Origin of the sequence: Ethanoligenens sp. (assembly GCF_047718355.1) — a bacterium.
In the GTDB taxonomy this organism is placed as follows: Bacteria; Bacillota; Clostridia; order Oscillospirales; family Ethanoligenentaceae; genus Ethanoligenens.
Genome location: NZ_JBDNLG010000005.1, coordinates 18,841 through 42,250, shown reverse-complemented (window position 1 = coordinate 42,250; position 23,410 = coordinate 18,841). Strand labels below are relative to the sequence as shown.

The 23,410-nt window shown below is 53.2% G+C and carries 31 protein-coding genes and 1 pseudogene; 2 read left to right on the top strand and 30 right to left on the bottom strand.

Annotated elements, in window-relative coordinates:
* Positions 1-48: 48 nt before the first annotated feature.
* The 9 genes and pseudogenes from ABF463_RS01560 to ABF463_RS01520 all read right to left on the bottom strand — a co-directional run bounded on the left by ABF463_RS01560 (position 49) and on the right by ABF463_RS01520 (position 5,225).
* Complete coding sequence (locus ABF463_RS01560) at positions 49-603, bottom strand: hypothetical protein (protein WP_415531778.1); 555 nt, start codon at positions 601-603, stop codon at positions 49-51.
* A gap of 72 nt (positions 604-675) precedes the next feature.
* Complete coding sequence (locus ABF463_RS01555; protein WP_415531790.1) at positions 676-858, bottom strand: hypothetical protein; 183 nt, start codon at positions 856-858, stop codon at positions 676-678.
* Positions 859-863: 5 nt separating this feature from the next.
* Entirely contained in the window at positions 864-1,286 is a 423-nt protein-coding gene (locus ABF463_RS01550) for a hypothetical protein (protein WP_415531777.1), read from the bottom strand.
* Positions 1,287-1,340: 54 nt separating this feature from the next.
* Positions 1,341-1,888: pseudogene (locus tag ABF463_RS01545) on the bottom strand (major tail protein).
* A gap of 19 nt (positions 1,889-1,907) precedes the next feature.
* Positions 1,908-2,276, bottom strand: coding sequence for a hypothetical protein (locus tag ABF463_RS01540; RefSeq protein ID WP_415531776.1), 369 nt, complete (start codon positions 2,274-2,276; stop codon positions 1,908-1,910).
* Positions 2,273-2,704 (bottom strand): HK97-gp10 family putative phage morphogenesis protein, encoded by a 432-nt coding sequence (locus ABF463_RS01535; RefSeq protein WP_415531775.1) that lies wholly within the window; start codon positions 2,702-2,704, stop codon positions 2,273-2,275. The genes ABF463_RS01540 and ABF463_RS01535 overlap by 4 nt, the downstream gene beginning before the upstream one ends.
* A 5-nt stretch (positions 2,705-2,709) precedes the next feature.
* Complete coding sequence (locus ABF463_RS01530; protein ID WP_415531774.1) at positions 2,710-3,045, bottom strand: head-tail adaptor protein; 336 nt, start codon at positions 3,043-3,045, stop codon at positions 2,710-2,712.
* Between the two features lies 1 nt (position 3,046).
* On the bottom strand, positions 3,047-3,397 hold the full coding sequence (locus ABF463_RS01525) for a head-tail connector protein (RefSeq protein WP_415531773.1): 351 nt from the start codon (positions 3,395-3,397) through the stop codon (positions 3,047-3,049).
* Positions 3,384-5,225 (bottom strand): phage portal protein, encoded by a 1,842-nt coding sequence (locus ABF463_RS01520; RefSeq protein ID WP_415531772.1) that lies wholly within the window; start codon positions 5,223-5,225, stop codon positions 3,384-3,386. The genes ABF463_RS01525 and ABF463_RS01520 overlap by 14 nt, the downstream gene beginning before the upstream one ends.
* Before the next feature lie 106 nt (positions 5,226-5,331).
* Here ABF463_RS01520 and ABF463_RS01515 point away from each other — a divergent pair, with 106 nt between their 5' ends.
* Complete coding sequence (locus tag ABF463_RS01515) at positions 5,332-5,763, top strand: hypothetical protein (RefSeq protein WP_415531771.1); 432 nt, start codon at positions 5,332-5,334, stop codon at positions 5,761-5,763.
* Here the strand turns inward: ABF463_RS01515 and ABF463_RS01510 are convergent.
* From ABF463_RS01510 to ABF463_RS01470, 9 genes are all read right to left on the bottom strand, one after another.
* Positions 5,758-7,359 carry a terminase large subunit gene (locus ABF463_RS01510; protein ID WP_415531789.1) on the bottom strand — a complete coding sequence of 534 codons (1,602 nt, stop codon included), beginning with the start codon at positions 7,357-7,359 and terminating at the stop codon, positions 5,758-5,760. The two genes, ABF463_RS01515 and ABF463_RS01510, sit on opposite strands and share 6 nt — an antisense overlap.
* 130 nt (positions 7,360-7,489) lie before the next feature.
* The gene (locus ABF463_RS01505) at positions 7,490-7,717 is read right to left on the bottom strand and encodes a hypothetical protein (RefSeq protein WP_415531770.1); all 228 of its coding nucleotides are present in this window, start codon (positions 7,715-7,717) and stop codon (positions 7,490-7,492) included.
* Positions 7,718-7,729: 12 nt separating this feature from the next.
* Complete coding sequence (locus ABF463_RS01500) at positions 7,730-7,915, bottom strand: hypothetical protein (RefSeq protein ID WP_169008353.1); 186 nt, start codon at positions 7,913-7,915, stop codon at positions 7,730-7,732.
* A gap of 155 nt (positions 7,916-8,070) precedes the next feature.
* Complete coding sequence (locus tag ABF463_RS01495) at positions 8,071-8,247, bottom strand: DUF5049 domain-containing protein (RefSeq protein WP_415531769.1); 177 nt, start codon at positions 8,245-8,247, stop codon at positions 8,071-8,073.
* Positions 8,237-8,482 (bottom strand): DUF4314 domain-containing protein, encoded by a 246-nt coding sequence (locus tag ABF463_RS01490; protein WP_415531768.1) that lies wholly within the window; start codon positions 8,480-8,482, stop codon positions 8,237-8,239. The genes ABF463_RS01495 and ABF463_RS01490 overlap by 11 nt, the downstream gene beginning before the upstream one ends.
* On the bottom strand, positions 8,472-9,461 hold the full coding sequence (locus ABF463_RS01485; RefSeq protein ID WP_415531767.1) for a virulence protein: 990 nt from the start codon (positions 9,459-9,461) through the stop codon (positions 8,472-8,474). Before ABF463_RS01485 ends, ABF463_RS01490 begins: the two co-directional genes overlap by 11 nt.
* Before the next feature lie 174 nt (positions 9,462-9,635).
* Positions 9,636-10,868: a site-specific DNA-methyltransferase gene (locus tag ABF463_RS01480; protein ID WP_415531766.1), complete on the bottom strand. Its 1,233-nt coding sequence runs from the start codon at positions 10,866-10,868 to the stop codon at positions 9,636-9,638.
* A 26-nt stretch (positions 10,869-10,894) separates the two neighbouring features.
* Positions 10,895-11,446 (bottom strand): P27 family phage terminase small subunit, encoded by a 552-nt coding sequence (locus tag ABF463_RS01475; protein ID WP_014119953.1) that lies wholly within the window; start codon positions 11,444-11,446, stop codon positions 10,895-10,897.
* 190 nt (positions 11,447-11,636) lie between these two features.
* Positions 11,637-11,993, bottom strand: coding sequence for an HNH endonuclease (locus tag ABF463_RS01470; protein ID WP_415531765.1), 357 nt, complete (start codon positions 11,991-11,993; stop codon positions 11,637-11,639).
* 130 nt (positions 11,994-12,123) lie between these two features.
* On the opposite strand from ABF463_RS01470, the gene ABF463_RS01465 reads away from it, so the two are divergent.
* Positions 12,124-12,345 carry a hypothetical protein gene (locus ABF463_RS01465; RefSeq protein WP_415531764.1) on the top strand — a complete coding sequence of 74 codons (222 nt, stop codon included), beginning with the start codon at positions 12,124-12,126 and terminating at the stop codon, positions 12,343-12,345.
* Positions 12,346-12,471: 126 nt separating this feature from the next.
* On the opposite strand, the gene ABF463_RS01460 is transcribed toward ABF463_RS01465, so the two are convergent.
* The 12 genes from ABF463_RS01460 to ABF463_RS01405 form a co-directional block, all read right to left on the bottom strand.
* Positions 12,472-12,909: a DUF1492 domain-containing protein gene (locus tag ABF463_RS01460; protein ID WP_415531763.1), complete on the bottom strand. Its 438-nt coding sequence runs from the start codon at positions 12,907-12,909 to the stop codon at positions 12,472-12,474.
* Positions 12,910-12,954: 45 nt separating this feature from the next.
* A complete protein-coding gene (locus tag ABF463_RS01455; RefSeq protein ID WP_415531762.1) occupies positions 12,955-14,313 on the bottom strand; it encodes an SNF2-related protein in 1,359 nt (452 codons plus the stop codon).
* Positions 14,294-14,575 carry a VRR-NUC domain-containing protein gene (locus tag ABF463_RS01450; RefSeq protein WP_415531760.1) on the bottom strand — a complete coding sequence of 94 codons (282 nt, stop codon included), beginning with the start codon at positions 14,573-14,575 and terminating at the stop codon, positions 14,294-14,296. Before ABF463_RS01450 ends, ABF463_RS01455 begins: the two co-directional genes overlap by 20 nt.
* Positions 14,576-14,710: 135 nt before the next feature.
* A complete protein-coding gene (locus ABF463_RS01445; RefSeq protein WP_415531759.1) occupies positions 14,711-16,984 on the bottom strand; it encodes a phage/plasmid primase, P4 family in 2,274 nt (757 codons plus the stop codon).
* Positions 16,968-17,408 (bottom strand): hypothetical protein, encoded by a 441-nt coding sequence (locus ABF463_RS01440; protein WP_415531758.1) that lies wholly within the window; start codon positions 17,406-17,408, stop codon positions 16,968-16,970. The genes ABF463_RS01445 and ABF463_RS01440 overlap by 17 nt, the downstream gene beginning before the upstream one ends.
* Positions 17,405-18,184, bottom strand: a complete 780-nt coding sequence (locus ABF463_RS01435; RefSeq protein ID WP_415531756.1) for a phage antirepressor — start codon at positions 18,182-18,184, stop codon at positions 17,405-17,407. Before ABF463_RS01435 ends, ABF463_RS01440 begins: the two co-directional genes overlap by 4 nt.
* A gap of 119 nt (positions 18,185-18,303) precedes the next feature.
* A complete protein-coding gene (locus tag ABF463_RS01430; RefSeq protein WP_415531755.1) occupies positions 18,304-20,244 on the bottom strand; it encodes a DNA polymerase in 1,941 nt (646 codons plus the stop codon).
* 63 nt (positions 20,245-20,307) lie between these two features.
* Complete coding sequence (locus ABF463_RS01425) at positions 20,308-20,493, bottom strand: hypothetical protein (protein WP_415531754.1); 186 nt, start codon at positions 20,491-20,493, stop codon at positions 20,308-20,310.
* A 20-nt stretch (positions 20,494-20,513) separates the two neighbouring features.
* The gene (locus tag ABF463_RS01420) at positions 20,514-21,089 is read right to left on the bottom strand and encodes a DUF2815 family protein (protein ID WP_415531753.1); all 576 of its coding nucleotides are present in this window, start codon (positions 21,087-21,089) and stop codon (positions 20,514-20,516) included.
* Positions 21,082-22,221, bottom strand: a complete 1,140-nt coding sequence (locus ABF463_RS01415; protein WP_415531752.1) for a DUF2800 domain-containing protein — start codon at positions 22,219-22,221, stop codon at positions 21,082-21,084. The genes ABF463_RS01420 and ABF463_RS01415 overlap by 8 nt, the downstream gene beginning before the upstream one ends.
* Positions 22,211-22,513 (bottom strand): DNA ligase, encoded by a 303-nt coding sequence (locus ABF463_RS01410; protein ID WP_415531751.1) that lies wholly within the window; start codon positions 22,511-22,513, stop codon positions 22,211-22,213. Before ABF463_RS01410 ends, ABF463_RS01415 begins: the two co-directional genes overlap by 11 nt.
* A gap of 291 nt (positions 22,514-22,804) precedes the next feature.
* Positions 22,805-23,329 carry a hypothetical protein gene (locus ABF463_RS01405; protein ID WP_415531750.1) on the bottom strand — a complete coding sequence of 175 codons (525 nt, stop codon included), beginning with the start codon at positions 23,327-23,329 and terminating at the stop codon, positions 22,805-22,807.
* Between the last annotated feature and the right edge of the window lie 81 nt (positions 23,330-23,410).

Here is a 23,410-nt window from a genome sequence, read left to right as displayed (position 1 = left end):
TGATAGGATCATTTGATTACCTTCCTTTGCGATCAGCATTATTATAGCCTAACATGTCAAAAAACTAACGAGATCATAAGCATATGGTTTATCGCTGTCGCACCATACTACTGTAATAAAGATATTTTTTCGATAAGGCCTATCATTGTACAGTTTTGGATCGTCAACGATTTCAAATTCAAATCCCCCAGTGCAGTGCTCACAGGTATAACAAAGGCACCGTTTTGTCCGACGTATGTCAGAAGGTAGATTTGGATCATTAGGGTCCCAACCATATTCATAATCGTCGGAATCTGGTGCACCCAGAGCAATATCAAATCCGTTATATTTTCCTGTTGTGTTCAGAAGTCGTTCTCCACCGCCATCGATACTCACAATGTTCTTATCCAGCGCACATACAATTTTATCGCCGACGGCAAGACGTTGCGTATCAATTGTGATCTCGATACAGCTATCCGGATGAACAGCAATTTCTTGTTTCACCTCACCACTGTCAATCCACATTGTATTGTACTGGCTATCAGCAGCATCAAAAGGAATAGGGGTGCCGTTCTTTAAAACATTTATGGCACCGCATGGGGTCAAGAGCCTATCTGTTGTCATAAGTGCCACCTCTGTTTCAAATGATGACTTCATTATAACATACAGAAATGAACAATTCACTTACCGTATTACCTAAATGTTCGGTGGTATCACGTCATCAATGGAAAAAGTCCGTTTCGGCTTTTCCATGCCGATAAACTGCTTGTGACAGGCCCATAAATCAAGAAACAGACCGATGGGCATGAGCCAGAAATCCTCCGCGCCCATACCCATCTGCACCGTTCCATAATAAAGAAGCCGGGTAAACAACTCCACGTCGCTTACCCGGGCGGAGGCCGCCTGCCAACTTCCGCGTTTTTTAAGGAAGCTTCCTCCTCACTTTCCACGTTGCGCTTGGTGCCCCGGAACATGGCTTCTGTAATGGCGGTTTTGTATGCCGCCAGATCAAGGGGCGAAGTGAGCAGCTCGACTTCGTCCTCGGTCAGAAGTTCCTGCGGATTATCCTTGTTTTTCAGGTTGTGAATCAGGACGGACTGGTTGGCAAGCAGGGTCAGCAGCCACACGATCTCATCCAGCGCCATCTCGAAATTCTCGGATTTCATGAGGTTCTCGCCGAGGTTCTCCAGACCGCCGTACCGCCCCGCAATTGCCTTGGTCGCGCGGGTGGTCAACACCAGCTCATACTCCTTGCCGCCGATATTGATAACGGCGCTTCTTTCAGCGGCATTTGTAACGTTATCCATTCCGCATCCTCCTTACGATCCCGGCGTATAGACCGGTTCATAAACTTCGGTAAACTACCCGGTGATGGTGGCGGAGGCCACTCCTGCGTCGCCTTCTGTGACTTCCGATTTCCACGGGTGTTTGCCAAAGGCGTCCAGCTTGTTCCGGCGCATGACGGTTCCTTCGATAGTAGGCGTGGAAAAGGTGATGGAATCCGACTTGGTCTGCAGGTTGGTCGCGGGCAGGCCGAATTTCACCCGATAAAGCCAGAAATAGCGGTAGGAGCCGTTTGCCTTCTGCGCGCGGAAGCCCACGGCGACCGGCTTTCCCACGTTCTCACTGGCGGAAACCAGTACGCCGTTGTCGTCAGTGGAAGCGCCGGTCAGATCCGCCGCTGCCGCCGGGCCGATATCATCCACGCCGAGGGTAAGCTTGCCGCTGTTGAAGTCCTTCACCACTTCGGCGGCGCCGTCGCCCGCGTACAGGATCGCCTCAACCAGTTCCACCGAAAGCCGGCGGTGATGGCTTTGGCAAGCATGAGTGGCGTAGAGTAGGTCTCCTGACCGTTGGAATCCTCGGTGATTTTTGAATAATACAGTTTGTCGAGGCCGATTGTTGCCATGATTTCTTTCCTCCTCTTGTTAAATGGAATGGGTATTGCCGTCAGGCAAAATTGGGTCCAGCGTCACGTTGGTCGCCACATCAATGGCGTAGTGGTGGTAGCCGGTATCGTCCTCATGTCCGATGTAACGGCGGTCGGTTACCGTAAAGTCCGCCGTGAGCAGCGACGCAGTGATCTGTTTTTTCTTCTGGAGGTAGTTGCCTTTGGTAAAAAGAGAAATCCGTACCTCAGACACGTCGACCAGCGGCATATTGTCGCCGAACAGGGCGAACTCGTCTGTCATCGGCGTAAGCACGAGGTATTCGTCGGGAGGAACGCCCGAAAAAACGCCGGTCTCCACAGGAAGAACCGACGAGAGCAGGGTGTTCAGTTCCGCTAAAATATTCATATACCGTCAATCTCCTTCCGCAGCTTCGCCTTCATCGCTTCGATGCAGGCGCTCCGGCTCTGCGTCTTCGCGGGCTTTAAAAACGGCTTGGGCGGCTGACCATGCTTGCCGTATTCGAGGATATTGGCGATTTTTGCATTGGAGCCGCCGTCGCTCCTCGGTTCGGCAAAGCCGACCTTTACGTTGAAATTTCCGTCCCGGTCCATCAAAGCGGGAGAAAGACCCAGCGAGCGTTCCAGTTCGCCTGTGGAGCGGCTTTTTTCCTTTGTGCCGCTGCCGACTACAGCGGAAAGGTTACTTTTCACCTTATCAAGTACAACCTCGCCGCCTGCCTCCAGCACTTTGGGGATAATCGTATCCGTCTGGTCGCCGAGACGGGAAAGCTTCAGTAAAAACTCATCCGGCATTTTCATATCGACTTTAGCCATACCCGTCACCTCGCGCTCGGCTCCAGCTTTTCAGCCAGAACCTCAATATACATTTCGCGCCCGCGAACGTCCTCCACGCTGACAATGTGGTATCGTTCGCTGTCACAGGCGATAAACAACGCGGTTGTTATCTCTACGTCGGGAATCTTCCGAAAACGGAAGAGGGCGGTCGCTTCGCTGAACGCCGCCATATTCGCCCACCGCTCATTTCCGTGGCGGTCTTCTTTATAGGCGCGGATGGAAGCAACGATATGGTCGCCGGTAGTGACAAAGCCGTCCGCATCCTTCGACGGGGCGGTAGAGATGATATCGATGAAGGTGTTCATTTTACCGTAGCTCATGTCACACCTTCCAATCCCGGTCAAGGCGCAGAAGCAGATTGACCGTTTCCCACACCTGCCGTCTGGCCTGTACGCTGTCCGCGAAAAAGCCGGCCGTGCTGCCGTCCCGGCTTTCATAAAAGTGGGACGACAGCATAATCACGGCCTGCTCGGTGGTGGGCGGGAAGCGTGACGCTTCACCCAATTCGCCTTCGGCGTCACTGCTCCAATAGGTTCCCGCGGGAATGTGCTGGTAGCTTTCGGCGTAGGAAACGGCGGCGCGGATGAAGCCTTTAAGAAGGTCGTCGTCCGCGCCGTGTTCCAGTATGAGATTTGCTTTGACCTTGGGCAGTAGCTTGTCAATCAGCGCCATGCCGCCTTACCCCCTTCCTGATGGTATCGGGCGTACCCGCCTGAATGGAGGGCTGCCAGAGATACTGACCCTGGCTGTCCTTGAGCTTGCGGATGGCCTTGACGGTGGAGTCGTTCATCACGAAAACAGCCTTGTTGCGGTAGGGCGCCTTCAGCGAATAGAAGAGGTCAAGCACCTCGTCCAGGGTAATTGCCGTGGCACCCGCCGTGGTCACACCAAGCTGTGCGCCGCCCGTTGTGGCAAGGATTCCGGTCGGTTTGCCCGAGCCGTCGCCCCCAAAGAAGGATTCCTCTTCCTTGTTGCCGATGCGGCGGGCAAACTCCCTCGAGATATACGATTCGAGGTTAAACACGCTGTCGTTGAGCAGCTCCTCGGAAACCTTGATCAGGGTGCCCAGCTTATACGCGCCAATGGAAACCTGACCGAAGCTGTCGTCGCTTTCGGGAATAGCGCCTTCCTCGTCAATCCAGGAGGCCGTGCCCTTGGATGCCACAACCGGGATTTTGCGGTCGCCGGAAGAGGTGGTGATGACGTTTGCCAGCCTGCGGAAGATATTCTCCTCCTCAAGGGCTTCCACAAGGCTACGCTCGAATTCGTCCGGGACGAGGTAGCCGCCCTCGGTATCGGTGCCGACCTGCAGGGCGTTTCTCACAACCGGGTCGAGTCCCTCCCCAGTGGGAATGCGGTTCATGTCCTCCAGCTCGCGGATGTCGTTTGCCGACATCCAGCCGTTCTGCCGGCCGACGGCATACCCGTTCATGCGGCTTTGGTAATCGCCGCGCAGCAATCCGTCCAGATTGAACCGGATGAACAGCGACGGCTTTTCGGAGGGCAGAAGCAGCGACTGCTGCAGGCTCTGCTCCCAGCGAACCACCCATGGGTCGAGGGTATATTTCACGAATTCAAGCGACTGCTGCTCGATGTTGCTGAAGCTGGATTTTTCAAGGTCGCCCACCATGTGGGGCGGTACACGGTAAATACGGGCGATCTCATTGATCTGAAATTTACGTGTTTCCAGAAACTGCGCCTGCTCCGGTGGGATGCCGATTGCCTGAAACTTCATGCCCTCCTCAAGCACGGCGATTTTATGCGCGTTGCCGTTGCCCTGATAGGCGGAGTTCCAGCTTTCCTTGACACGCCCGATATCCTTAATCACGCCCGGATGCTCCAGCACGCCGCCGGGGTTCGCTCCGTTGGCAAAAAAGCTGGCGCCGTATTCCTCGGTGGCGAGTGACATGCCGATGGCGTTCTTTGCCATGGCGATGGGAGAGTACCCAATCAGACCGTCAAACCCAAGACCAGGGATGTGGAGAACCTCATCACGGCGGAGCGTGATATATCCGCCTTTCGGATTCAGCCCGGTTTCATCCGCGTCCCTGTAATAGGTGTAAAGCAGCTCCCCGTTCGCCGCCCGGCTGACATCCATCTTGCTCGGAAGTAGAGGGTAGAGCGCGACCGCCTGCCCACGCCCGTTGCGAACTACCTGTGCGTAGGCGTTGCTCCAAAGCAAAAGATGACTCATCAGTGTTTCTCGAAACACGAATGAAGTCATCTCAGGGTTTGGTTCGTCATGAAGCAGATGGTAGAGGGGGTGTAGTGGGATGCGTTCTTTGCCGCCGTCAGAACGGTATCGGTAAATGTGCAGCGGCAGGCCGGCTACAGCTTCGGACAGGATACGCACACAGGCATAAACCGCCGTGGTCTGCATGGCTGTCCGCTCGTTGACTGTCTTGCCGCTGGTTGTGCCGCCAAACAGAAACGACCACCCGCCGCCGACTCGGTTCTGGGGCTTGTCGCGGGAGTGAAATAATCCGGATAATATATTCAAATGGTATCACCTCCAAGAAAACCAAAAAAGTATTGACAACTGAATTTGAATGCTTTACAATCAAAGAAACCAATATTGGATGCTATAAACTTAAGGAGAGAATAAAATGAAAGCAACCTATCAAGATTTTCTTGACGAAAATCCAAGATGCGGGAAAGACCTTATTTCAAATCAACACGCGCAGGCAACATTCTTTTTACTATCGTCCGACAGAAACATCATCGCAATGATTGATGCCTCCGAAGCAGGGCGACCGGCTATTGAAGCCACTTACTCAGATGTAGAAGATTATTACGACAGGAACAAATCTTCCGATTTCGACTTATCAATTGATCATCGTAGAACAGTTGTGGGATGCATGATTAAAACAATACTTGCCCCGTTTGGATACTTACCTGTTGAGCCAAAGACAAAAACACAAAAGGAATTGTCAAGATCTGCCGGAGCCAAGTATTTCAAGAGCGGAAGCTGTTACTACTTTGATCCTACAGCACCTGCAACCATGCAGATTTGCCGAACCGTTATGGAAATTTCATAGAACCAATAACCCTCGGTCGTCGTAAACCGAAGAGCCGCTTTCATTGCCGCACCGAATCGCCCGGTCGAGCGCCATGATTGTAGCTACCGCGCCCTCAATTTTCTCAGTGGACTTCTCCTTATCGGCTTTAATATTTCCGGCAGGGTCAGTACGAATATAAATGTTGTCCATCATCCAACGGAGGACAGGATGCCCGCCGTGGGCGAGTTTTTCCTCAAGCGTGAGCTTCATAAGCTCTTTGGTCGGGGGAGACATATCCTTGAAGCCCTGACCGAACGGGACAACGATGAAGCCGAGGTTTTCGAGGTTCTGCGTCATTTGCACAGCGCCCCAGCGGTCAAAGGCTATTTCACGGATGTTGTAACGGGTGCCGAGTTCTTCAATAAAGCTCTCGATGAAGCCGTAGTGAACAACATTGCCCTCGGTGGTTTGCAGGAAGCCTTGCTTTTTCCACACATCGTAATTCACATGGTCGCGCCGGACGCGCAGATCAATGTTGTCCTCCGGTATCCAAAAGAACGGAAGTGCGGTGTATTTATCCTCTTCATCAAGCGGTGGGAAAACCAGCACGAACGCCGTTATATCCGTAGAAGACGAGAGGTCAAGCCCGCCGTAGCAGACGCGCCCGCGCAGGCTGTCCGCGTTTACGGGAAAAGCGCATTTATCCCATTTGTCCATTGGCATCCAGCGCACCGCCTGTTTAACCCACTGGTTCAAGCGAAGCTGACGGAAGCTGTTTTCCTCGGCAGGATTCTGCTTTGCGCTATCACAGGCGGCTCTAACCTTGTCGATCCCGGCCGTAATACCGAGGGAGGGATTCGCATTTTTCCATACCTTCGGGTCCGTCCAGTCGTCCTCCGGCGCAGCGCCGTAGATCACAGGATAAAAAGTGGGGTCGTGTTTTCTGCCATCCAAAATATCCAGCGCCTTTTGGTGTACCTCCCAACAGATGCTGTTCTGGTTATCCCCGGCGGTTGTGATCAAAAAATACAGCGGCTGCATTCTTGCGTCGCCGCTGCCCTTGGTCATAACATCATAAAGCTTTCGGTTCGGCTGGGTGTGAAGCTCATCAAATACAACACCGTGGGTATTGAAGCCGTGCTTGTTGCCGATGTCTGCGGACAGCACCTGATAGATACTGCCTGTCGGCTGATAAATGAGCCGCTTCTGTGAATCGAGGATTTTTACCCGTTTCGACAATGCCGGGCACATCCGCACCATATCCGCCGCCACATTGAATACGATGGACGCCTGGTTGCGGTCGGCGGCACAGCCGTAAACCTCGGCGCGTTCCTCGTTATCGCCGCAGGTGAGGAGCAAGGCAACAGCCGCCGCAAGCTCACTTTTTCCCATCTTCTTGGGTATCTCCACAAACGCGGTGTTGAATTGCCGGTAACCGTTGGGCTTGAGTGTTCCGAATACATCACGGATAATCTGCTCCTGCCAGTCGATAAGCTCAAAGGGCTTTCCCGCCCAGGTGCCTTTGGTATGGCAGAGCGCCTGTATAAAAGACACCGCATAGTCAGCAGTGGATTTGTCATAAACGGAATCCGCCGACTTAAACCGTGTCGGAGCGTATTTTCTGAGTTTACGTATATCCGCCGCCTCCCTTCGGGCATAAAAATAGACCTGCCAATTGCACATTTGCAAGAGCAAGCCTTCAGAATCTATCTGTACGAGACACACGCCGTCTCCGGCGCGTACTCGGCTGTTTTGTGAACGTGGGTTAGTGGTTTTCGCTGTGCAGCAGAAGCTCAAGGGCAAGCTGCGTATCGGGGTCGGAGGGCTTGACATCCCAGCCTCTGTCGTAATTGCACACGATTTCTCCGTCACGTTTGAGCATCAGTTTACTGATTCTTCCGCCCTCGATGCCAAATTGCGAACCTTCGTCGTACTGCTTCATCCAGTAATGAAAAACACTGTCGTGAATTTTGAGGGTTCCTTCTTTCCACATGACCGCGCCCCCTTAAAATCTCTTGATGCTGGCGTTGCCGTCGGCGTCGAAGCTCACGTTGTAGCGGGTCTCGTAATCGTCGGCCGGGGCTTTGGCAATCACTCTGATCTGCCCGTTCTCGGCGGCTGTGTACCAGCGCAGGATTTTCGCGCCCGCGGGAAGCTGCTCTTCAATCTGTTTCCATTGCTTTTCGTTCATTTTCTTTTCCTCCGTTTGGTGTGGTTTTCCCTTTCGGTAGTCACATATTAACTCTGAAAGCACACGATATCCAGGCAATTACGCGACCAACTCGGGCATATTCTGCACGATCTTTCGAGCCAATACCACCCGCATAATTGTGTAGTTTACAGCCGTTACTCTTCACCTGTGAGGATAAAACGGGCGTATTCTTCCTTATGCTCTTCAAGAAAAATCACTAGCTCGAAGAAGTCCCTTTCATGGGCAATACGCTGAACAGCAAGGGTATCAAACATATTTGTCAGACCGGTTTTGCGGATGGCGAGAATTTGCTCCTTCACTTTACTGTCCATCGCTTGCGTCCTCCAACTTTCTGCACAAGTCCTCGCCGTAGACCACTTGGAGGGAACTGCCGTTGTCCCACGCGACACCCAGACTGCCGAGGTCGTCCACATACCGCACTGTGCCTTTTGTGCCGATTGGCGGCGCTTGGACATCGTCCATACGGAGCAGCTCGACGCGGCAGCCGACCGGATATTTTTTGCGGATACGCTCCACGGTTTCTCTTGAGGGAAAATTATTGTTCATCGTCGGTTCCTCCCAAAATGGCTTTGATTTCGGCGCATACAGCGGGATCGGTTTTTGCTTTGTCAAGGTCATCTTGCGAGAAGCCTTTTTTCTTCCCATTCTTGAAAGCCGAGCTGCCGGAGAGGTTTTTCAGCAGAATTTTACGCTCCTCTTTATATTCCGCTCCGATGAAGCCCAGCCGCAGGAGAAAGCAGCGGAAAGCGTATTTCTCGTTGCCGATTTCCTTTTCCTTTGCGGTGACACGCTTTTGCGACCTTGCTATTTCGCAGAGCGTGGCCACAAAATGTGTGTATGCTTTGACCGCGTCCGGGTCGGTGCCGTCCTCAAACCACGGGAACCGCACCTTTTCATCTGTTATCTCAAATTTGAGCGTTTCCGTGCCGAGTGCCTTTTTGATGAGGTTGTCCTTGCTGTCGACCAACCGCTTGAGATTTTCAAGTGCCGTGTCGGTGAAGGAGGCACGAGGCATTTCAATTACCAGCCCGATGTCCTCGTCGGATGCCGGAACGTCACTTGCCTGCATTCCGTTCGCACCTTGAATATTTTCACGGCGTGTTGTGCGTCCAAGCCCCAATTCCTCGCGCCCGCCCATCCGCAATTCCTCATAAGCAGGGACCTCATCCAACTGCCTTTGCATGGCCTCGGTAATGGGCGCATCGGGGTTGACGTACTGTCCGGGGTGGTGCTGGTCAACATCAGGAAACTCGTCAAGTGCGCCCATGCCGCCAAGTCCGCTCTCGTAGGTGTCGGGTTCGTCATACTTGCGTTCTTCGGCATCAAATCCCTGTTGGTGCAGGGCATCCTCTAGATCAAGGTTGTCTGGGCCTGTGACTGTCCCGTTCTTGTCGATGTGGTAACCGCCGACCTCGTAAGCGAAAGTAGGAGCGCCGAGGTAGTTGGTTGGGGCATCCAATGCTGTGCTGATTGCACCAACCAATGATTTTCGTTCGCTGCCTGTAACATTGTATTTGAGTTCCATTTTTCAAACCGCCTTTCTTTTTCGGTATTACATTAATCACTCTAAACCGCTTATATAGCAACGGCTTGATGCGATTTCTGCGGAGAATACTGTACCGATTATTCGGCGGTTTCTTGTGTATATGACACAATGCTGGGCAGCACAAAGCAGACGCAAAGAGAGACGAGGGTGAGTCTAGTCATCGACAGCCAACTCCGCATATTTCATCGATACGCCGCCGCGCATTACGGAACCCCCGCCTGCATTCCCAGCCTGTTCAATGTACCGTTTTACAATGACATCGCAGTATTTTTCGTCAAGCTCTATGGTGAAGCAAATTCTGTCGGACTGTTCACAGGCGATGAGCGTAGAACCACTGCCGCCGAAGGGGTCGAGCACGATACAGTTTGTGAGACTGCTGTTCATAATGGGATACGCCAGCAGCGCAATCGGCTTCATGGTGGGATGGTCGGCATTTTTCTTGGGCTTTTCGAACTCCCAGATGGTGGTCTGCTTGCGGTCGGCGTACCAGTTGTGTTTGCCTTTCTTTTTCCAGCCGAAGAGGACGGGTTCATGCTGCCATTGGTAAGGCGAGCGGCCAAGCACCAGCGACGGCTTTTTCCAGATGCAGCACCCGGAAAGCTGAAAGCCCGCGTCAGAAAAAGCTTTGCGGAAGTTCAGCCCCTCGGTGTCGGCATGGAATACATAAATAGAAGCGTCCTGCGTCATTGCCGCTTCGGTGTTCATAAACGCCGCCAGCAGAAAATTGTAGAACGCTCCACTTTCCATATTGTCGTTTTTGATTTTGCCCGCCGTTCCTTCATAATTGACGTTGTACGGAGGGTCGGTCACGACAAGGTTTGCCAGCTTGCCGTCCATCAGAGCAGTAAAGGTGTCGGCCTTGGTGGAATCACCGCAGACCAGCCGATGCCGGCCGAGCGTCCAGACATCGCCGGGTTTTGTAATGGCAGGCTTTTGAAGCTCCGCATCCACATCAAAATCGTCATCATGGATGCCGTCCTTGAGCGAATCCTTGAAAAGCGCGTTAAGCTCCGCAGGCTCAAAACCCGTAAGTGACACATCAAAGTCCGTGCCCTGCAGGTCGGCGATGAGCAGAGCCAGTTTATCCTTATCCCAGTCGCCGCTGATTTTATTGAGCGCGATGTTAAGGGCCTTTTCTTTTTCCTCGTCCATCTCGATCACCACGCACTCGACTTCGGTGATACCCATGTCGAGCAGGACCTTCAAACGCTGGTGCCCGCCGACGACCCGCCCGGTGGTTTTGTTCCAGATAACAGGCTCGACATAACCGAACTGCTCAACGGAGCGTTTCAGCTTTTCATATTCGGGATCGCCAGGTTTGAGGTCTTTGCGGGGATTGTAATCGGCGGGGATAAGGCGGTCGGTTTTCAGTTTTTCTATCTGCATATATGGTTATCTCCAATCTGTGTAGGTTATTTTCCTCGCCTCGCCGAGAGCAGCCGCTCCATCACATCGTCCTGGGGATTCGCGCCGCTGTACTCGCCGGTGCAGTTTTCCTTGACGATCTGAAAAATCTCATACCACAGGCGATTGGTCTGGTTCATGTAGTTCTGGCCCATTGCAACATACGGGCTTTGAATCGCGTTGCCCGTGGTGGGATGCTTTGCCAGAAAACCGTATTCAGTAACCGCTTCCTCGCATTGAATCCAGCGCGCCACGCTCATGGCGTAGCGTTCCAGAAGCTGCGGGGATACGAGAGCGGCACAGCCGCGTTCGTTCAGCCATTGCCAGGTGGATTTATAGATTTCACTCGCAACGAGCGTCTTTCCGTCTTTTTGGGTGGCTTCGAGCATTTTGTTTGGTTCCGGCATCGCTTGCCCCTGCAAGTTCGCTGTGTCTGAAAATTCCATGACGGTCAGCTTCCTGCCGCCGGGGTTACCCTCGGCGATTTTATCGGCAAGCGGTTTCTTTTTCGCCCCCGCGCCGGCACGGGCGCCGCCACGGTTTGTGCCGTCCTTTGCCAAATTGTTCACCTCACATTCGCGGAGGGGGTTATTACCCCGTTTGAAACCGCGTTTTTCAACACGAAGCCCCACGCCGCTGTCCACTTAAAAAGGTTTTAGAGATTTTGATACCCCCACCAGGGGTGACCATGAAAAGCAAATTGATTTGAGGCATCGTACCAAAATGTAAACGATGCCTCTTTCAATATTCCTATCCCCACCGGTCGCCACTCTCCGCAGTGATACGGGAATGACAGGCTTTGCAAAGAGCCATGAGGTTCTCCGCATTACTGCCGCCGCCTTTTGAGAGCGGAAAGATATGGTGAACTTCCTCGGCGGGCGTCAGCTTGCCTTGCTTTTGGCATTCCTCACAGAGCGGGTGCGCCTTGATGTAGCGGTCACGGATACGCTTCCACGAACGGCCGTAGCGTTTGTTGGAAGCGGGGTCGCGCTCATATTGGTTGTAGCGTTTGTCCATAACCTTCTGATGCTCGGCACAGTATTGCTCGCGTATAGCAAGCTGACCGCAGCCGGGGTAGGCGCAGGGACGCTTGGGTTTGTATGGCACAGATTTACCTCCTTTTACGAAACTTATAATTCCTGTCATAAAGAGCGATGGCACGCGAAATTTGCATGGGCTTTTATGAAGAGCAATGACTCGCGAAAAAAACATGCGCTATTATGAAGGAGGTGTACCAATGGATACACGGTTTGAAATCAACATCAAAAAAGTATGGGTCAAAGGTGATGACCGTGCGCTGTATCTGTTCTTTGATGGGAAGTTGGCGCTAAAGCTGGAGTACAAAGATATTGGTGCCGCAGTAAAGTTTCTCATCAAAAAGGCTAATGAACAGCAGTTGTCATCCGATGGCGATATTACATTACCTGCCATCACAATAAAATCTGAAGACAAAGAATGAGGAAGAGAGAGCCGCTCAACAACGGCTCTCTTTTTGCATAAGAAAAGCCCTCGCAGGATTGCTCCCACGAAGGCTCTCTGTATTCAGTTTCCGCATTTTAAGGATATCATGTGGACCGACTCTTATTCAATCAACTTGACTCTCCACTTTCAAAGAAGCGTCAGCTTCCACCAAAGCACGGTCATGCATACGGAAAGTGTACTGCATACTGTAGTTCATGTCCACTGAGATCTGCTCCCAGGAAAGAAAACACAGATAGCGCTTTTCAAGAATGGTTTGATACTCCGGATTGGAAACGGACTTGATGACGCCCGTAATTTCCTTTTTCAAATCTACCAGCTTCTCAATGTCGCCGTTAATCTCCGTCTGTAAATCCACAATCTTTACAATGGCATCGGCCATTGTGGATGTACCGTGACTGGGAGTCCTCGGCATCCCGGTCAGCGTCGCCGTACATTTTGTCGCCAAGTCATTGAGGGAGGTTATTTGCTGGATTTTCGAAGTAATCCGCATATCAAGGTATCTTGCCTGCGACAGATACTTTTTCACTGCTGTTGTACTCATGTCGTACCTCCGAATAATAAAATTCACTCGGATTGGCACGGATTGTCATAGATTTGCTTTTACGGCATCGATCAGCGCCGACTGGGTGCTGTCTTTCGTGGACAGGGCTTTCAGGATGCGGCTGTCGATAGTACCTTTCGTTACAATATGCTGGATCACCACGGTGTCGGCGGTCTGCCCCTGTCTCCACAGGCGGGCGTTGGTCTGCTGATATAATTCCAGTGACCAGGTCAGCCCGAACCATACGAGAGAGGAACCACCGCTCTGAAGGTTCAGCCCGTGTCCGGCGGAAGCGGGATGGATGAGCGCCACCGGCAGTTCGCCGCCATTCCATTTTCGGATGCTGTCGGCTGTGTCCAACTTGGAAAACGGAATATGCAATTTGTGGAGCCGGCCGGCGATCCTTTCATAATCATGCTTGAACCAGTAAGCGACCAACAGAGGTTTACCGTTCGCCGCTTCGATTATATCTTCCAGGGTGTCCAGCTTGCGGTCGTGAATCGGAATTATCTCCCCGGTGTCGGAATAGATCGCTCCATTCGCCATCTGGGAGAGTTTGTTTGATAACGAGGCAGCGTTGGCGGCGGTAATATCGCCATCCGGCAGCTGAAGCACAAGGTCGCGTTTTAATTCATCATAGCGCTCACGTTCGTCGTCGGATAAGGTCACGGTATACTCGCCGCTGACCAGCTCCGGCATTTTCAAGTGATCGGTGGACTTCATGGAGATGGTGATGTCTGAAATGCGGTTGTATATGGCGTTTTCTGCCCCAGGCAGCGGCTTGTAGCTGAATACGACCTGACCGTTGCGCTTGTCGGGGATAAAATAATTGGATCGGTATTGCCCGATAAACCTGCCGAGGCGCTCGCCCATATCTAAAAGCCGGAACTCGGCCCATAAATCCAGCAGGCCGTTGTTGCTCGGCGTTCCGGTCAGCCCGACGATGCGGTGGACGCGGGGCCGAAATTTCATAAGGGACCGGAAGCGTTTTGTCTGATGGTTTTTATAGGAAGACAGCTCATCGATCACGACCATGTCAAAATCGAAGGAAAATCCGCTCTCTTCCGCAAGCCACTGAACATTTTCACGATTGATGATATAAACATCGGCCTGTTTCCGCAGCGCCGCTTTTCGCTCCGCTTCCGTACCGACCGCTACAGAATAAATGAGACTGTGAAGATGCTCCCATTTTTCGATTTCAGCCGCCCAGGTATCTCTCGCCACACGCAGAGGCGCGATTACCAGAACGCGGTGAACGTCAAAGCTGTCGAACAGCAGGTCGTTGATGGCCGTCAGCGTGATGCTCGTTTTGCCGAGACCCATGTCAAGCAGGACGGCAGCGATGGGATGAGTCTCGATGTATTCCGTAGCATAGATCTGATAATCATGTGCCTCGTATTTCATCAATCATCCCTCCAATCCGCTCCGCGTCATCCAGTATGAATACCCGAAAGCCTAGACACCGCAGAAGCCTGTGCCTTGCCAGCTGCAGTGGCCGTGGCTTTTCGCCCGGAGCCTTTACTTCCACGAAAGCGATGTGACCGCCCGGCAGAAGTACCAGACGATCCGGCATCCCGTCAAATCCGGGAGACACGAACTTAAGCGCGATGCCGCCCGCCGCCTTGACCATCCGCGTTAATTTTTGCTCGGTTACTTTTTCTCTCATTGGATTTCTCCTGTCATTTTCATAAGCGGGTTAACCTCGACGCGTGTCATTTATAAAACTTTTCTTATATTGATTTTTTACTGCCTTAGAAAAGTTTCTGTAATAGACCTTTATCGAGGTTACCCCATATGGCGTTTACCCCAGAAAATCCTCAAAATCTCCATCGTCGGTTTTTAGGTGCAGTCCCTTGAAGAAGCGCTTGTTTTTTACTTTGATACGCTCATATCCCGCATTCTCCATGGCAAAGTAGAAGTCGGCCGTACTGCGGACATACTCGTTGGTATCAATGCAATAATTACGGTATGCCTGATACAAGGCGCTGGAGCTTTCACGAAAACCGGTGCCAATCTCGCATTTTTCCTCAAGAAAATGCCCAAACCAGTCGTTCTGGCTCCGATACTCCTCGATAGCCGTTTGTACGCATACCGGAACTGGAATCTGATAGTTCAGCTCAATGACCTTTCTGGCACCTTCGATGATCCACGCGAGAATGCTCTCGCCGGCGTTGGCGTACAGATACTCTCCATAATTTTTAATATCGCTCGTGCCCTTGATTTTGGCGCCAAACGGAATCACAATCAGCCTGCGCCAGATACCGTCGTCGGAGGCGCTGACCTTCGGGAGGTGGTTAGTATAGAGGACCAGCGTATGACATGGCTTGAAGCTGAACGGGTCCTTATACTTTTTCTCCGCAAAGACGTCGTCGGTCGAACAAAGCTGCTTGACTGTAGAATCGTTGAGCCGGGCGCCTTCCTGCATTTCTGCGGCGATGAGCAGACGCTTCCCTTTGACCTCGGCCATTTCTGGCTTAATATTGCGGCGGCATCCTACCGTCAGCGTGTCGGCGGAGATGTTGCCACTGTAGAGACCGAGCACGCGGGAAATGGCGTTCCAAAAGGTGGACTTGCCGTTGCTGCCTTCACCGTAAGCGATGATAAGGGCTTCCACATACACTTTGCCAATGGACGCAAGACCGCAGATCATCTGAACATAATCGATCAAGTCCTGATTTTCGCAGAAGATGAGGTTAATGCTGTCCAGCCACAGCTGTTCGCCTTTACCGCTGGGCGACACGGCGGTAATCTTGGTAATGAAGTCTTCCGGCAAATGTTCTCTGGCCCCGGACATGCCTTTGCGGAGATCGTAAGTCGCGCTTGGCGTACACAGGGCAAAGCAGTCGGCGTCCAGATCGCGCGGCGAAATCTCCAGCATGGGGTGGGACTCTTTCAGCGTTGCTGTGATATTTTTGGAATCGCGGCGGCGAATGGCAAATGACTGATACGCCTTGGCGGCGAGAAACTCCCGGTACGCTTCCATCTGGCCTTCGCTCATCAGTGATTCGGCTTTTGCCTTGGAGGTGTTGTCCAGAATATCCTGCGCGCCGTTGTCCTTCAGCTTTTTCATAGTGTCCAGCAAATCCTTCGTAGCTTCTTCCAGCTGGCGGCGGGTCAGCTCGTGTGCAACCGCCTGTGCGCCTGGTTCGCTTTCCTGCCAGTAGTGCTCGCTGTAACGGATAAAATGTGTGGAAGGCGAATATCGCAGTTCTCCGGCAAAGTGCTTCGCCAGCACCTCGGCCTGTCCGACGTCGGAATAATCGCCCGGCTTATAGGAGGCGGGATCGTTATAGACCTCCGGTGGCACATAGCCATTCTGCCGCGAAAGGCGGGCGTAGAATTTTTGCGCGCTGTGCCAGATGGTCAGCAGCTCCTGCTCTTCCAGCGGCGGCGAGCATTTTGCCGCCTCATCCACAAAGCATTGATAAGCCGCGTCGCTGTCGCCGTATTTCTTGATGACGCGGCCGGCGAAACGGGACAAGGTGGCGTTGCGGCTACCTTCGGGAATGACCTGACCGCCATGACCTCCATCCGCCATACCCGCGTCAAAATCATCCTCCGCCAGAAAAGCCGTGAGGTTCATGCCGCCGGGGTAAAGCTCCACCTCCGGCGAGTTCGTGCCAAAGAAGAACCGGGCGGCATCCAGCGCCTGTGTATCGAAATACGGAAAGATGATGTTGACCAGCTTTTTCATATCGCTGTAGCAGACGGCGTCTGTCATTCGGTCAATGGGAAACAGGACATGAAACTTGGGGCGGGCGGGTTTGCTGTTTTTCTCCTTCATATTGGAGCGACTGTAATGAACCGCGAAAGCGACGCCCGGAAATGCCTCCATGACATCTCCTGGAACCACCCAATCCGCGGGGTCTTCAGAGTGGTCGTTGTCGCAGTCGACGGGAAGACAGTCTGCGCCTAGGAAGTTATCCCCGTTGCGATAGCTGTTTCTGTATTCCGCGCACACATAGTCGTGCGAAACCGCGGACTGAAGACTAAGCACATCGGTGACCTCGGTTTTATGCGGGTAGGAACAATTTCCTGGATTGCCGGTAAAGTCGGCGCTATACAGTGTGAACATTGGCGGTGACCTCCTCACACTCATCGGTAAAATAGCGCAGGCGGTAACTTTTCCACCTGGCGCGTTTGATTTCCGTCCGCATGCCCGCTGAAAAGGTCTCACCGAACACCCATACCTCCGAACACTTGCTCATCAGGGCGTTTCCGAAGAAAAGCCCAAGCTGTCGCTCGCCTGGGCTGGCGTCGTCAAGAAACTGCGGGAACAGCAAATGCGGCACGACGGGGATGTAGCCCCTGTCTACAGCAAAGCGGCTGTACCGCCGCGCGGCTTCGACATTTTTATCGATCTTTCCGGCATAGGGCGAACAGATATAGACAATGGGCCTAAATGCGCGAAGCGCGTGCTGTTCTTTTTCTATAAGGCAAAGCGCCTCGAACGCGGTCGGATCAGGATAGCCTTCTGAGTTATATTTGTCTGTGCTCATGCCACGCCTCTTTCGATGACGGGCAGGATGCCGCGCCTGGATTTCAGCAGGTCATAAAGGAACAGACGGCCTTTCTGCGTCCAGTAGGTATGCATTACGCTGCGGTCGGCGTCGATTGCATGCGTACGGGACTGTGTATAGCCCTGATTCGCGTAGTCCTGGTAAAGAAGCCAGGTCTCACGCAATTTGTACTGGATGCCCAGCTCGTGGAGCAGTTTGTTAAAGGCGCGCCCGCTCATGCCATAATCCTTGGCGATCTGTGTGACAGGAACGGTGTTCTTGTTCTGCAGGATAAGGTCGTAGTAGCTTGCTTTCGGCTGAAGCTCCGCGATCTGCTGCTTCTGAACCGCCGCCGTAAGCTGCAGCGCTTTTGTTCGTTCACGCTGCGCTTTTAGTTCCTGCAGCACCGCGATCATCACATCGGGGTTGGAAAGAAGCTCATCCGTCGCATAAACGCCGTGTTTACGGATCGACGGCACGACCTCGTGGGTAATCCAGCGTTTGAACGCTTTTGCCTGAGGCTTGCGGCTGCCGAGGATAAGCGCGTACAGACCCGGCTCGTTGACGAAAGCCGCGAGCGACTGGCCTGTCACCGCACTCTCATTTGAAATGAGGGTGGTGTATTTCTCGTCCTCGTCAAGACGGGCCAGCGCCTGAGATACATTGTCAAGTTCCAGTACGCGGCACACATCCGCCGCCATAAACCACGGCTCGCCGTTTTTGCTGACCGTACGGACGTCACGTCCTTCGTAGCAGTAAATTTGAATCTCATCCATAATGTAAAAACCTCCTCGTTATCGACCGGCTCAACCCCGCCGGGGAGAACCTTTTTTCAATGGCGTTTCGTCCATCCGTTACTCACTGGAACAAAAAGCCCGTTCTGGCCGAAAGAGGATCAATCTTTTTTATAAAAATCTGTTTCGTAGCCGTCGGCGCGGAGCAACAAACCCTTTGCCCACAGCGGTGTTCTTCCCATCTGTTCGCAGACTGCCTGCAGAGACATGCGCGGATCGGCTTCAATAACCAACTCGTCGTGGATGTGCATGACAATTGAACAGCTGCGGAGCGTTTTCATGGCAAAGCAGAGAATGTCGCGTGAGGTCGCCTGCACGATGTTTTCCACGAACTTCGGGCCGTAACTGTCCAGCCGCTCCCACTTTTTCGTTCCGCCGACGCCTTCGTAAGTGATGCACTGACCGCCGAATTTGTTTTCGCCGATGCGCGGCTTCACATAGCAAAGCTGTCTGCAGGACGGGAGCGTGATAAACAGCATCCCGCTCTGGCAGGTAAAAACGATGCCATGGGTTTCATTGGTATGCTTGTTGCGAACGGCCTCCATAGCGGCGCGGTCTACATCCCACCAGAATCTCACGATCATCGGATTGGACTGCCGCCACGCGTCTACCAGCTGGGGCAGTTCATTCTCTGCAAGCCCCATTTCCAGCGCGCCCATTGCTTTCAGCGCCCCGACTGAACCGCCATAGCCGAGGGCCAGTTCCGCAATTTTACCTTTCTGCCGCAGATGACCGTTTACGCCGTGTTTCTCAACGGGGACTTTGAACATCTGACTGGCGCTTGCACAGTAAATGTCACCGCCCTTGGCGAAAACATCCTGCCGCCACTGTTCGCCGGCAAGCCATGCGATAATCCTCGCTTCAATTGCCGAAAAGTCCGCTACGATGAATTTGCCTCCACTTCTTGGCACAAATGCTGTGCGGATCAGCTGAGACAACGTGTCCGGCACATCCTCGTAGAGCATTTCCAGCGCGTCAAAGTCGCCGCAACGAACAAGAGCGCGGGCCTCGGCTAAGTCTTCCAGATGGTTTTGAGGCAGGTTTTGCATTTGAATCAGCCTGCCTGCCCAGCGGCCTGTTCTGTTGGCGCCATAGAACTGGAACATTCCGCGGGCGCGGCCATCCGAGCAAACTGCCGTCCGCATGGTCTGATATTTCTTGACCGAGGATTTGGCCAGCTGCTGACGCAGGAGCAGGACATCGCGCAGTTCCTGGGGAGCGGTTTTGATGAGTTCCGTGACAGCCTTTTTACCAAGAGTATCGGTCTCCATGCCGTTTTCGGCAAGCCAACCCTTCATCTGAACGACCGAATTCGGATTATCGAGCGCGGTGATATCCTTGGTGGCGGCGATCAGTTCCGAGCGGGAACGACCATCCATGGCGATAGCCTGTTCAACCAGTGTCTTATCCAGCGCCACCCCTCGGTCGTTAATCTCCTGGTCGAGGTGATATTCCTCCCATACGGAGTCGGGCACCGGAAATTTTGCGAGTTTTGACTGAATGGACATCTCCGTTTCAACGTCGCGGATGTTGTACTGTTTAAAGGCCAACCACTTGTCTGGCGCGTGACAGGGATAATTTCGGGTGCGCTGACCGTTCGTTTTTGTAGGAGCGCAGGACTGGCAGAAGTATTTGACGAGGTCCTTGCCCTCGGCGAGCTTCCGCTTTTCAAGGCCGAGTATAGCACCGACACCCTCCAACGAAAGCGGCAGACCCATCGTTGCCGCCCATATCATGGAGCATTTCCATGACTCGGGATCGAGGTATTCTCCGGTCGTCAGCCCGATGAAACGGGACAGGCAGACGCGTTCAAAGTTGGCGTTAAAGGCCCATTTTGTCACACTTTCATCGGAGAGTGCACTGACTATCTCGCTGGGGATGCTTTCTCCGCAGGCGAGGTCGACGACTTGAACCGGCCCGCCGTCCGCGCTGTATCCAAACAGGAGAATCTCAAAATCCGGGGCTTCGACATATTTATAGACACCGCACTTGGTCAGCGGCGCACCGCTGAAGGTTTCAATATCAATCGAAAGAGTTTTCATGATTCGCCATCCTTTATAAGTAAGGAGGCGGCAAAGAAGATCTCTGCCGCCTCCAGGATATTGTTACTTGCTGAGTTCCTTCATGCGCAGGGCGTGGTATTCCTTATCGCGGGCGGACTGTTCCTTTTCACGCTTTTCGCGCTTCCGATCATACATAGCGCTTTGAATCGCGGTGATCAGAAATACAATGCTGAAGCAAAGCCAGATGACAAGCAGGATGGTTAACAAAATGGTCTGTAATGTTGCCATAGTTTTTCACTTTTCCTTTCTTAGTTCAGAAAATCATTATCATCATCGGACGCGAAGTCGTTCTCCGCACTCGCTCTGCCGCCGAGAGGCTCACCGGCACGGATGAGCTGAAGGTTGTTCAGACCACAGGCAATTCCCTTATTGCCGTTGCTGTTGAAAGCGTACAGAGAAATGCTGGCACGACCATATACGCCGGAATACACCTCCGAACGGGTCAGAACGGGATTTCGGTCGGCATCCACAATACCGGGAGCGGTCGTAGCGTTGGCGTTGACAAAGTATGCATTGGCGTAAGCGGGATCATCGGGTCTCTCGACATCCCCGTCGCGGAGCGGAATCTTGATGGTTGCCAGCGGCGGGACGGATTTCCCGCTGCCCTTGAGTTTAGACTCACCCTCATGGTAAGCGGCTTCGATTGCCGCCTTAATCTTGGCGACGGTTTTGGTATCGGACTTCGGAATAATCAGGCTGACCGAATACTTCGGCGTGCCACCGTTAATTGACTTTGGCTCCCAGACGTTTGCGTAGCTCCAGCGGGTGTCGGGGCCGGTGATCACCTTCATCGGGTTATTTACTTTGTTGGTGCTGTTATTCATAATCGTTTTCCTCCATAAAATCACTTTTGGCTGTGTTCATTACCGGGCGCTTGTCGCTCTCCGGCACGAGCGTGGGTTTACCCTGCGGTTTTTCGATTAACGCCGCGAGGAGTTCATCAAAGCGGGATTTGCCGAGCAGCTTTTGCATAGCAGTGACGCCGAGCACTTTGCGCTCATAGGGGTCAAAACCCGCGCCTTCGACGGCATCGATAACCGCCGTTTCATTTGTGTACTTGCGATTGGAACGGCCTTCGACCAGCTTCCAACCGGCCCATTCCTTGCCACTGATCGCCTGCTGCAGGGCGTATTCCTTGATATCGCCGGCCCAGGCAACGAGATTGTCCACCTTGGTGAGAATGTCCTCGATGTCCTCGTCTGTGAGGAGCGGCGGCAGCTTGAATTCATATCTGGCCAGTTCAAGGTTCGCTTCGGCGCGGGCGCGGCAGTCATGCTTCGCTTTACAAAAACCGCACCATTCGCCGCACAGGAAGTTGCCGTCACCAGCAAAGGCGAGGTCGGCGGTGGGCTTGAGAACCTCGTCGGCCCACTTGAGCAGGTCGCCTTTGGAGATGGTATAAACGCTGACGTTATCCCGACGCGGCTGGTAGATGATCATACGAACGGTGTCAATATCGTAGATGCCGTCGAAAAGTTCCAAAGCGCCCAGCCCGTAACACATCATTTGGGGATTTTCATGGGCGTCGACCATGATTCCGCGTCCATGCTTGTAATCGCAGACCGTCATAGTGCCGTCGGCAATGATGATGGTGTCGGATGTACCGAAGCCGGACTCTACCCAGCGGGAAAAATCCACCCGCTGTTCAACCAGCACCACGGGGTCGGCACAGGTCTGTTTTGCGAGTTCCACCTGTTCAAGGACATAGGCGGCGTAGCCGGCAGCACAGTCGTCCATTTCCTCCGTGAACCAAACAAGGTTCTCCGTGGGGTCGGTCGCATCCATATTGAGAGCGCGGCGGAGCTTATATTCACAAAGCGCGTGAGCGTCGGTACCCTCGGCCGCGAAATCGCTGCCTTTGTCTTCGTAGCTCTCACAAAGCCGCGCGCTGGGCGGGCATCGGAGCCAGCGCTCCGACGAGGAGGCGGAGAGAAGAGCGTGACCTTTAGGTGGCATCGGTCAGTCCCTCCACATCGGCAAGCAGCTCCCCGTAATGGTTGGGGTCTATTTCAGACAGCTTGCTGGCGCCATACTTTTGGAGCAGAGAGCGGATTTGGGCGGTGTAGCCCTTGCGGGACTTGTCAGCCAAAATTGCTCTGACCACTTCCAATGTGGGAGCTGGTTCTTCTTTCGGGGCTGGTGCATTGGCGTTGAATGCCCCAGACAGCCAGTCAGCCGCGTCGCTGATGGCAGCGGCACATTTCCGCAGTTCTTCGATGGTCATCGCAATGTCGCTCATTTTGCTCATCCGCTTTTCCTCCTTCTCTGAATTGACTCTGTTCGGCTAGGAGAGTGAGTTTTCTCGCCAGCCGCTTCGACACGACGGAGATGGCGGTAAGAATACCGATCAGCTCTTCGTCGGTGCCGTTTCTTTGAATTCGTTCATTCATGCGGTTACCTCCGTTCCAAGGACTTGTCTCTTTCCTGTCCTCACTACCCACTGGAAAAGCGGATGGTGTCTGGCCGAAAAAGAGAGAAAACTTTTTTGCATAAAGAAACGAGGCTGCTTTGCAGCAGCCCCGTTCCGATTGAAAAAATATCAGGATGGGTTTTGATGACGTTCGCGAAGCGACGCGAAAAGCTTGTCCCTGCGATAAGTGAAGGTGTTGCGCGCCATGTTAAGAGCCGCGGCGCATTCCCGCTCCGTTTTGCCGGACATGATGAACTCGCAGATATGTCTGCCGTCCGGGTCGCGCTCGGTAAGCTCGTCCAATAGTTGTTCAAGAAAAATACTGTCGAGGACGATATCTGCGAAAGCCGCATCCGGGTCGCTGATGGTGTCACCCAGGCACATTTCATCGCCGTTGGCGTTCTCCATCGGTGCGTCCAGCGACAGCGTGTTGCCCGTGGCGCGGTAGCCGCATACGGCGCAGTCGCCGTCGCAGCGCCAGAGTTTGGATTTGGGGCAGACGCACTGACCGTTCTTGCGCGCGGCTTTCTGAATGCGCCAGATCGGGCGATAGTATTCGAGGTAGACCTCATCGGTCACGGTAACCCACTCGTTGGTGTTGGGAAGGTAGATTTTGCGTTCTTTGGCTTGTCCTTGATTGGCTTGGTTTTTCATGAGATTTCCTCCTGTGATTTGAATTGCGTGAGCAATCGCAGGGAGGAAATGTCGAAGTTTTGTGTAAATTTACACAAGCGT

What these genes read in the sequence shown, in the direction of transcription:
- ABF463_RS01505 (WP_415531770.1), bottom strand. Translation starts at nt 7,717, where the DNA reads ATGTGGAAAGAAGGAACCCTCAAAATTCACGACAGTGTTTTTCATTAC.
- ABF463_RS01550 (WP_415531777.1), bottom strand. Translation starts at nt 1,286, where the DNA reads ATGGATAACGTTACAAATGCCGCTGAAAGAAGCGCCGTTATCAATATC.
- ABF463_RS01440 (WP_415531758.1), bottom strand. Translation starts at nt 17,408, where the DNA reads ATGAGCACAGACAAATATAACTCAGAAGGCTATCCTGATCCGACCGCG.
- ABF463_RS01430 (WP_415531755.1), bottom strand. Translation starts at nt 20,244, where the DNA reads ATGAAAACTCTTTCGATTGATATTGAAACCTTCAGCGGTGCGCCGCTG.
- ABF463_RS01495 (WP_415531769.1), bottom strand. Translation starts at nt 8,247, where the DNA reads ATGGACAGTAAAGTGAAGGAGCAAATTCTCGCCATCCGCAAAACCGGT.
- ABF463_RS01485 (WP_415531767.1), bottom strand. Translation starts at nt 9,461, where the DNA reads ATGGAACTCAAATACAATGTTACAGGCAGCGAACGAAAATCATTGGTT.
- ABF463_RS01410 (WP_415531751.1), bottom strand. Translation starts at nt 22,513, where the DNA reads ATGAGCAAAATGAGCGACATTGCGATGACCATCGAAGAACTGCGGAAA.
- ABF463_RS01455 (WP_415531762.1), bottom strand. Translation starts at nt 14,313, where the DNA reads ATGAAATACGAGGCACATGATTATCAGATCTATGCTACGGAATACATC.
- ABF463_RS01425 (WP_415531754.1), bottom strand. Translation starts at nt 20,493, where the DNA reads ATGGCAACATTACAGACCATTTTGTTAACCATCCTGCTTGTCATCTGG.
- ABF463_RS01450 (WP_415531760.1), bottom strand. Translation starts at nt 14,575, where the DNA reads ATGAGAGAAAAAGTAACCGAGCAAAAATTAACGCGGATGGTCAAGGCG.
- ABF463_RS01445 (WP_415531759.1), bottom strand. Translation starts at nt 16,984, where the DNA reads ATGTTCACACTGTATAGCGCCGACTTTACCGGCAATCCAGGAAATTGT.
- ABF463_RS01540 (WP_415531776.1), bottom strand. Translation starts at nt 2,276, where the DNA reads ATGAATATTTTAGCGGAACTGAACACCCTGCTCTCGTCGGTTCTTCCT.
- ABF463_RS01515 (WP_415531771.1), top strand. Translation starts at nt 5,332, where the DNA reads ATGAAAGCAACCTATCAAGATTTTCTTGACGAAAATCCAAGATGCGGG.
- ABF463_RS01405 (WP_415531750.1), bottom strand. Translation starts at nt 23,329, where the DNA reads ATGAAAAACCAAGCCAATCAAGGACAAGCCAAAGAACGCAAAATCTAC.
- ABF463_RS01525 (WP_415531773.1), bottom strand. Translation starts at nt 3,397, where the DNA reads ATGGCGCTGATTGACAAGCTACTGCCCAAGGTCAAAGCAAATCTCATA.
- ABF463_RS01415 (WP_415531752.1), bottom strand. Translation starts at nt 22,221, where the DNA reads ATGCCACCTAAAGGTCACGCTCTTCTCTCCGCCTCCTCGTCGGAGCGC.
- ABF463_RS01535 (WP_415531775.1), bottom strand. Translation starts at nt 2,704, where the DNA reads ATGGCTAAAGTCGATATGAAAATGCCGGATGAGTTTTTACTGAAGCTT.
- ABF463_RS01560 (WP_415531778.1), bottom strand. Translation starts at nt 603, where the DNA reads ATGACAACAGATAGGCTCTTGACCCCATGCGGTGCCATAAATGTTTTA.
- ABF463_RS01420 (WP_415531753.1), bottom strand. Translation starts at nt 21,089, where the DNA reads ATGAATAACAGCACCAACAAAGTAAATAACCCGATGAAGGTGATCACC.
- ABF463_RS01530 (WP_415531774.1), bottom strand. Translation starts at nt 3,045, where the DNA reads ATGAGCTACGGTAAAATGAACACCTTCATCGATATCATCTCTACCGCC.
- ABF463_RS01465 (WP_415531764.1), top strand. Translation starts at nt 12,124, where the DNA reads ATGGATACACGGTTTGAAATCAACATCAAAAAAGTATGGGTCAAAGGT.
- ABF463_RS01460 (WP_415531763.1), bottom strand. Translation starts at nt 12,909, where the DNA reads ATGAGTACAACAGCAGTGAAAAAGTATCTGTCGCAGGCAAGATACCTT.
- ABF463_RS01435 (WP_415531756.1), bottom strand. Translation starts at nt 18,184, where the DNA reads ATGGATGAGATTCAAATTTACTGCTACGAAGGACGTGACGTCCGTACG.
- ABF463_RS01500 (WP_169008353.1), bottom strand. Translation starts at nt 7,915, where the DNA reads ATGAACGAAAAGCAATGGAAACAGATTGAAGAGCAGCTTCCCGCGGGC.
- ABF463_RS01480 (WP_415531766.1), bottom strand. Translation starts at nt 10,868, where the DNA reads ATGCAGATAGAAAAACTGAAAACCGACCGCCTTATCCCCGCCGATTAC.
- ABF463_RS01490 (WP_415531768.1), bottom strand. Translation starts at nt 8,482, where the DNA reads ATGAACAATAATTTTCCCTCAAGAGAAACCGTGGAGCGTATCCGCAAA.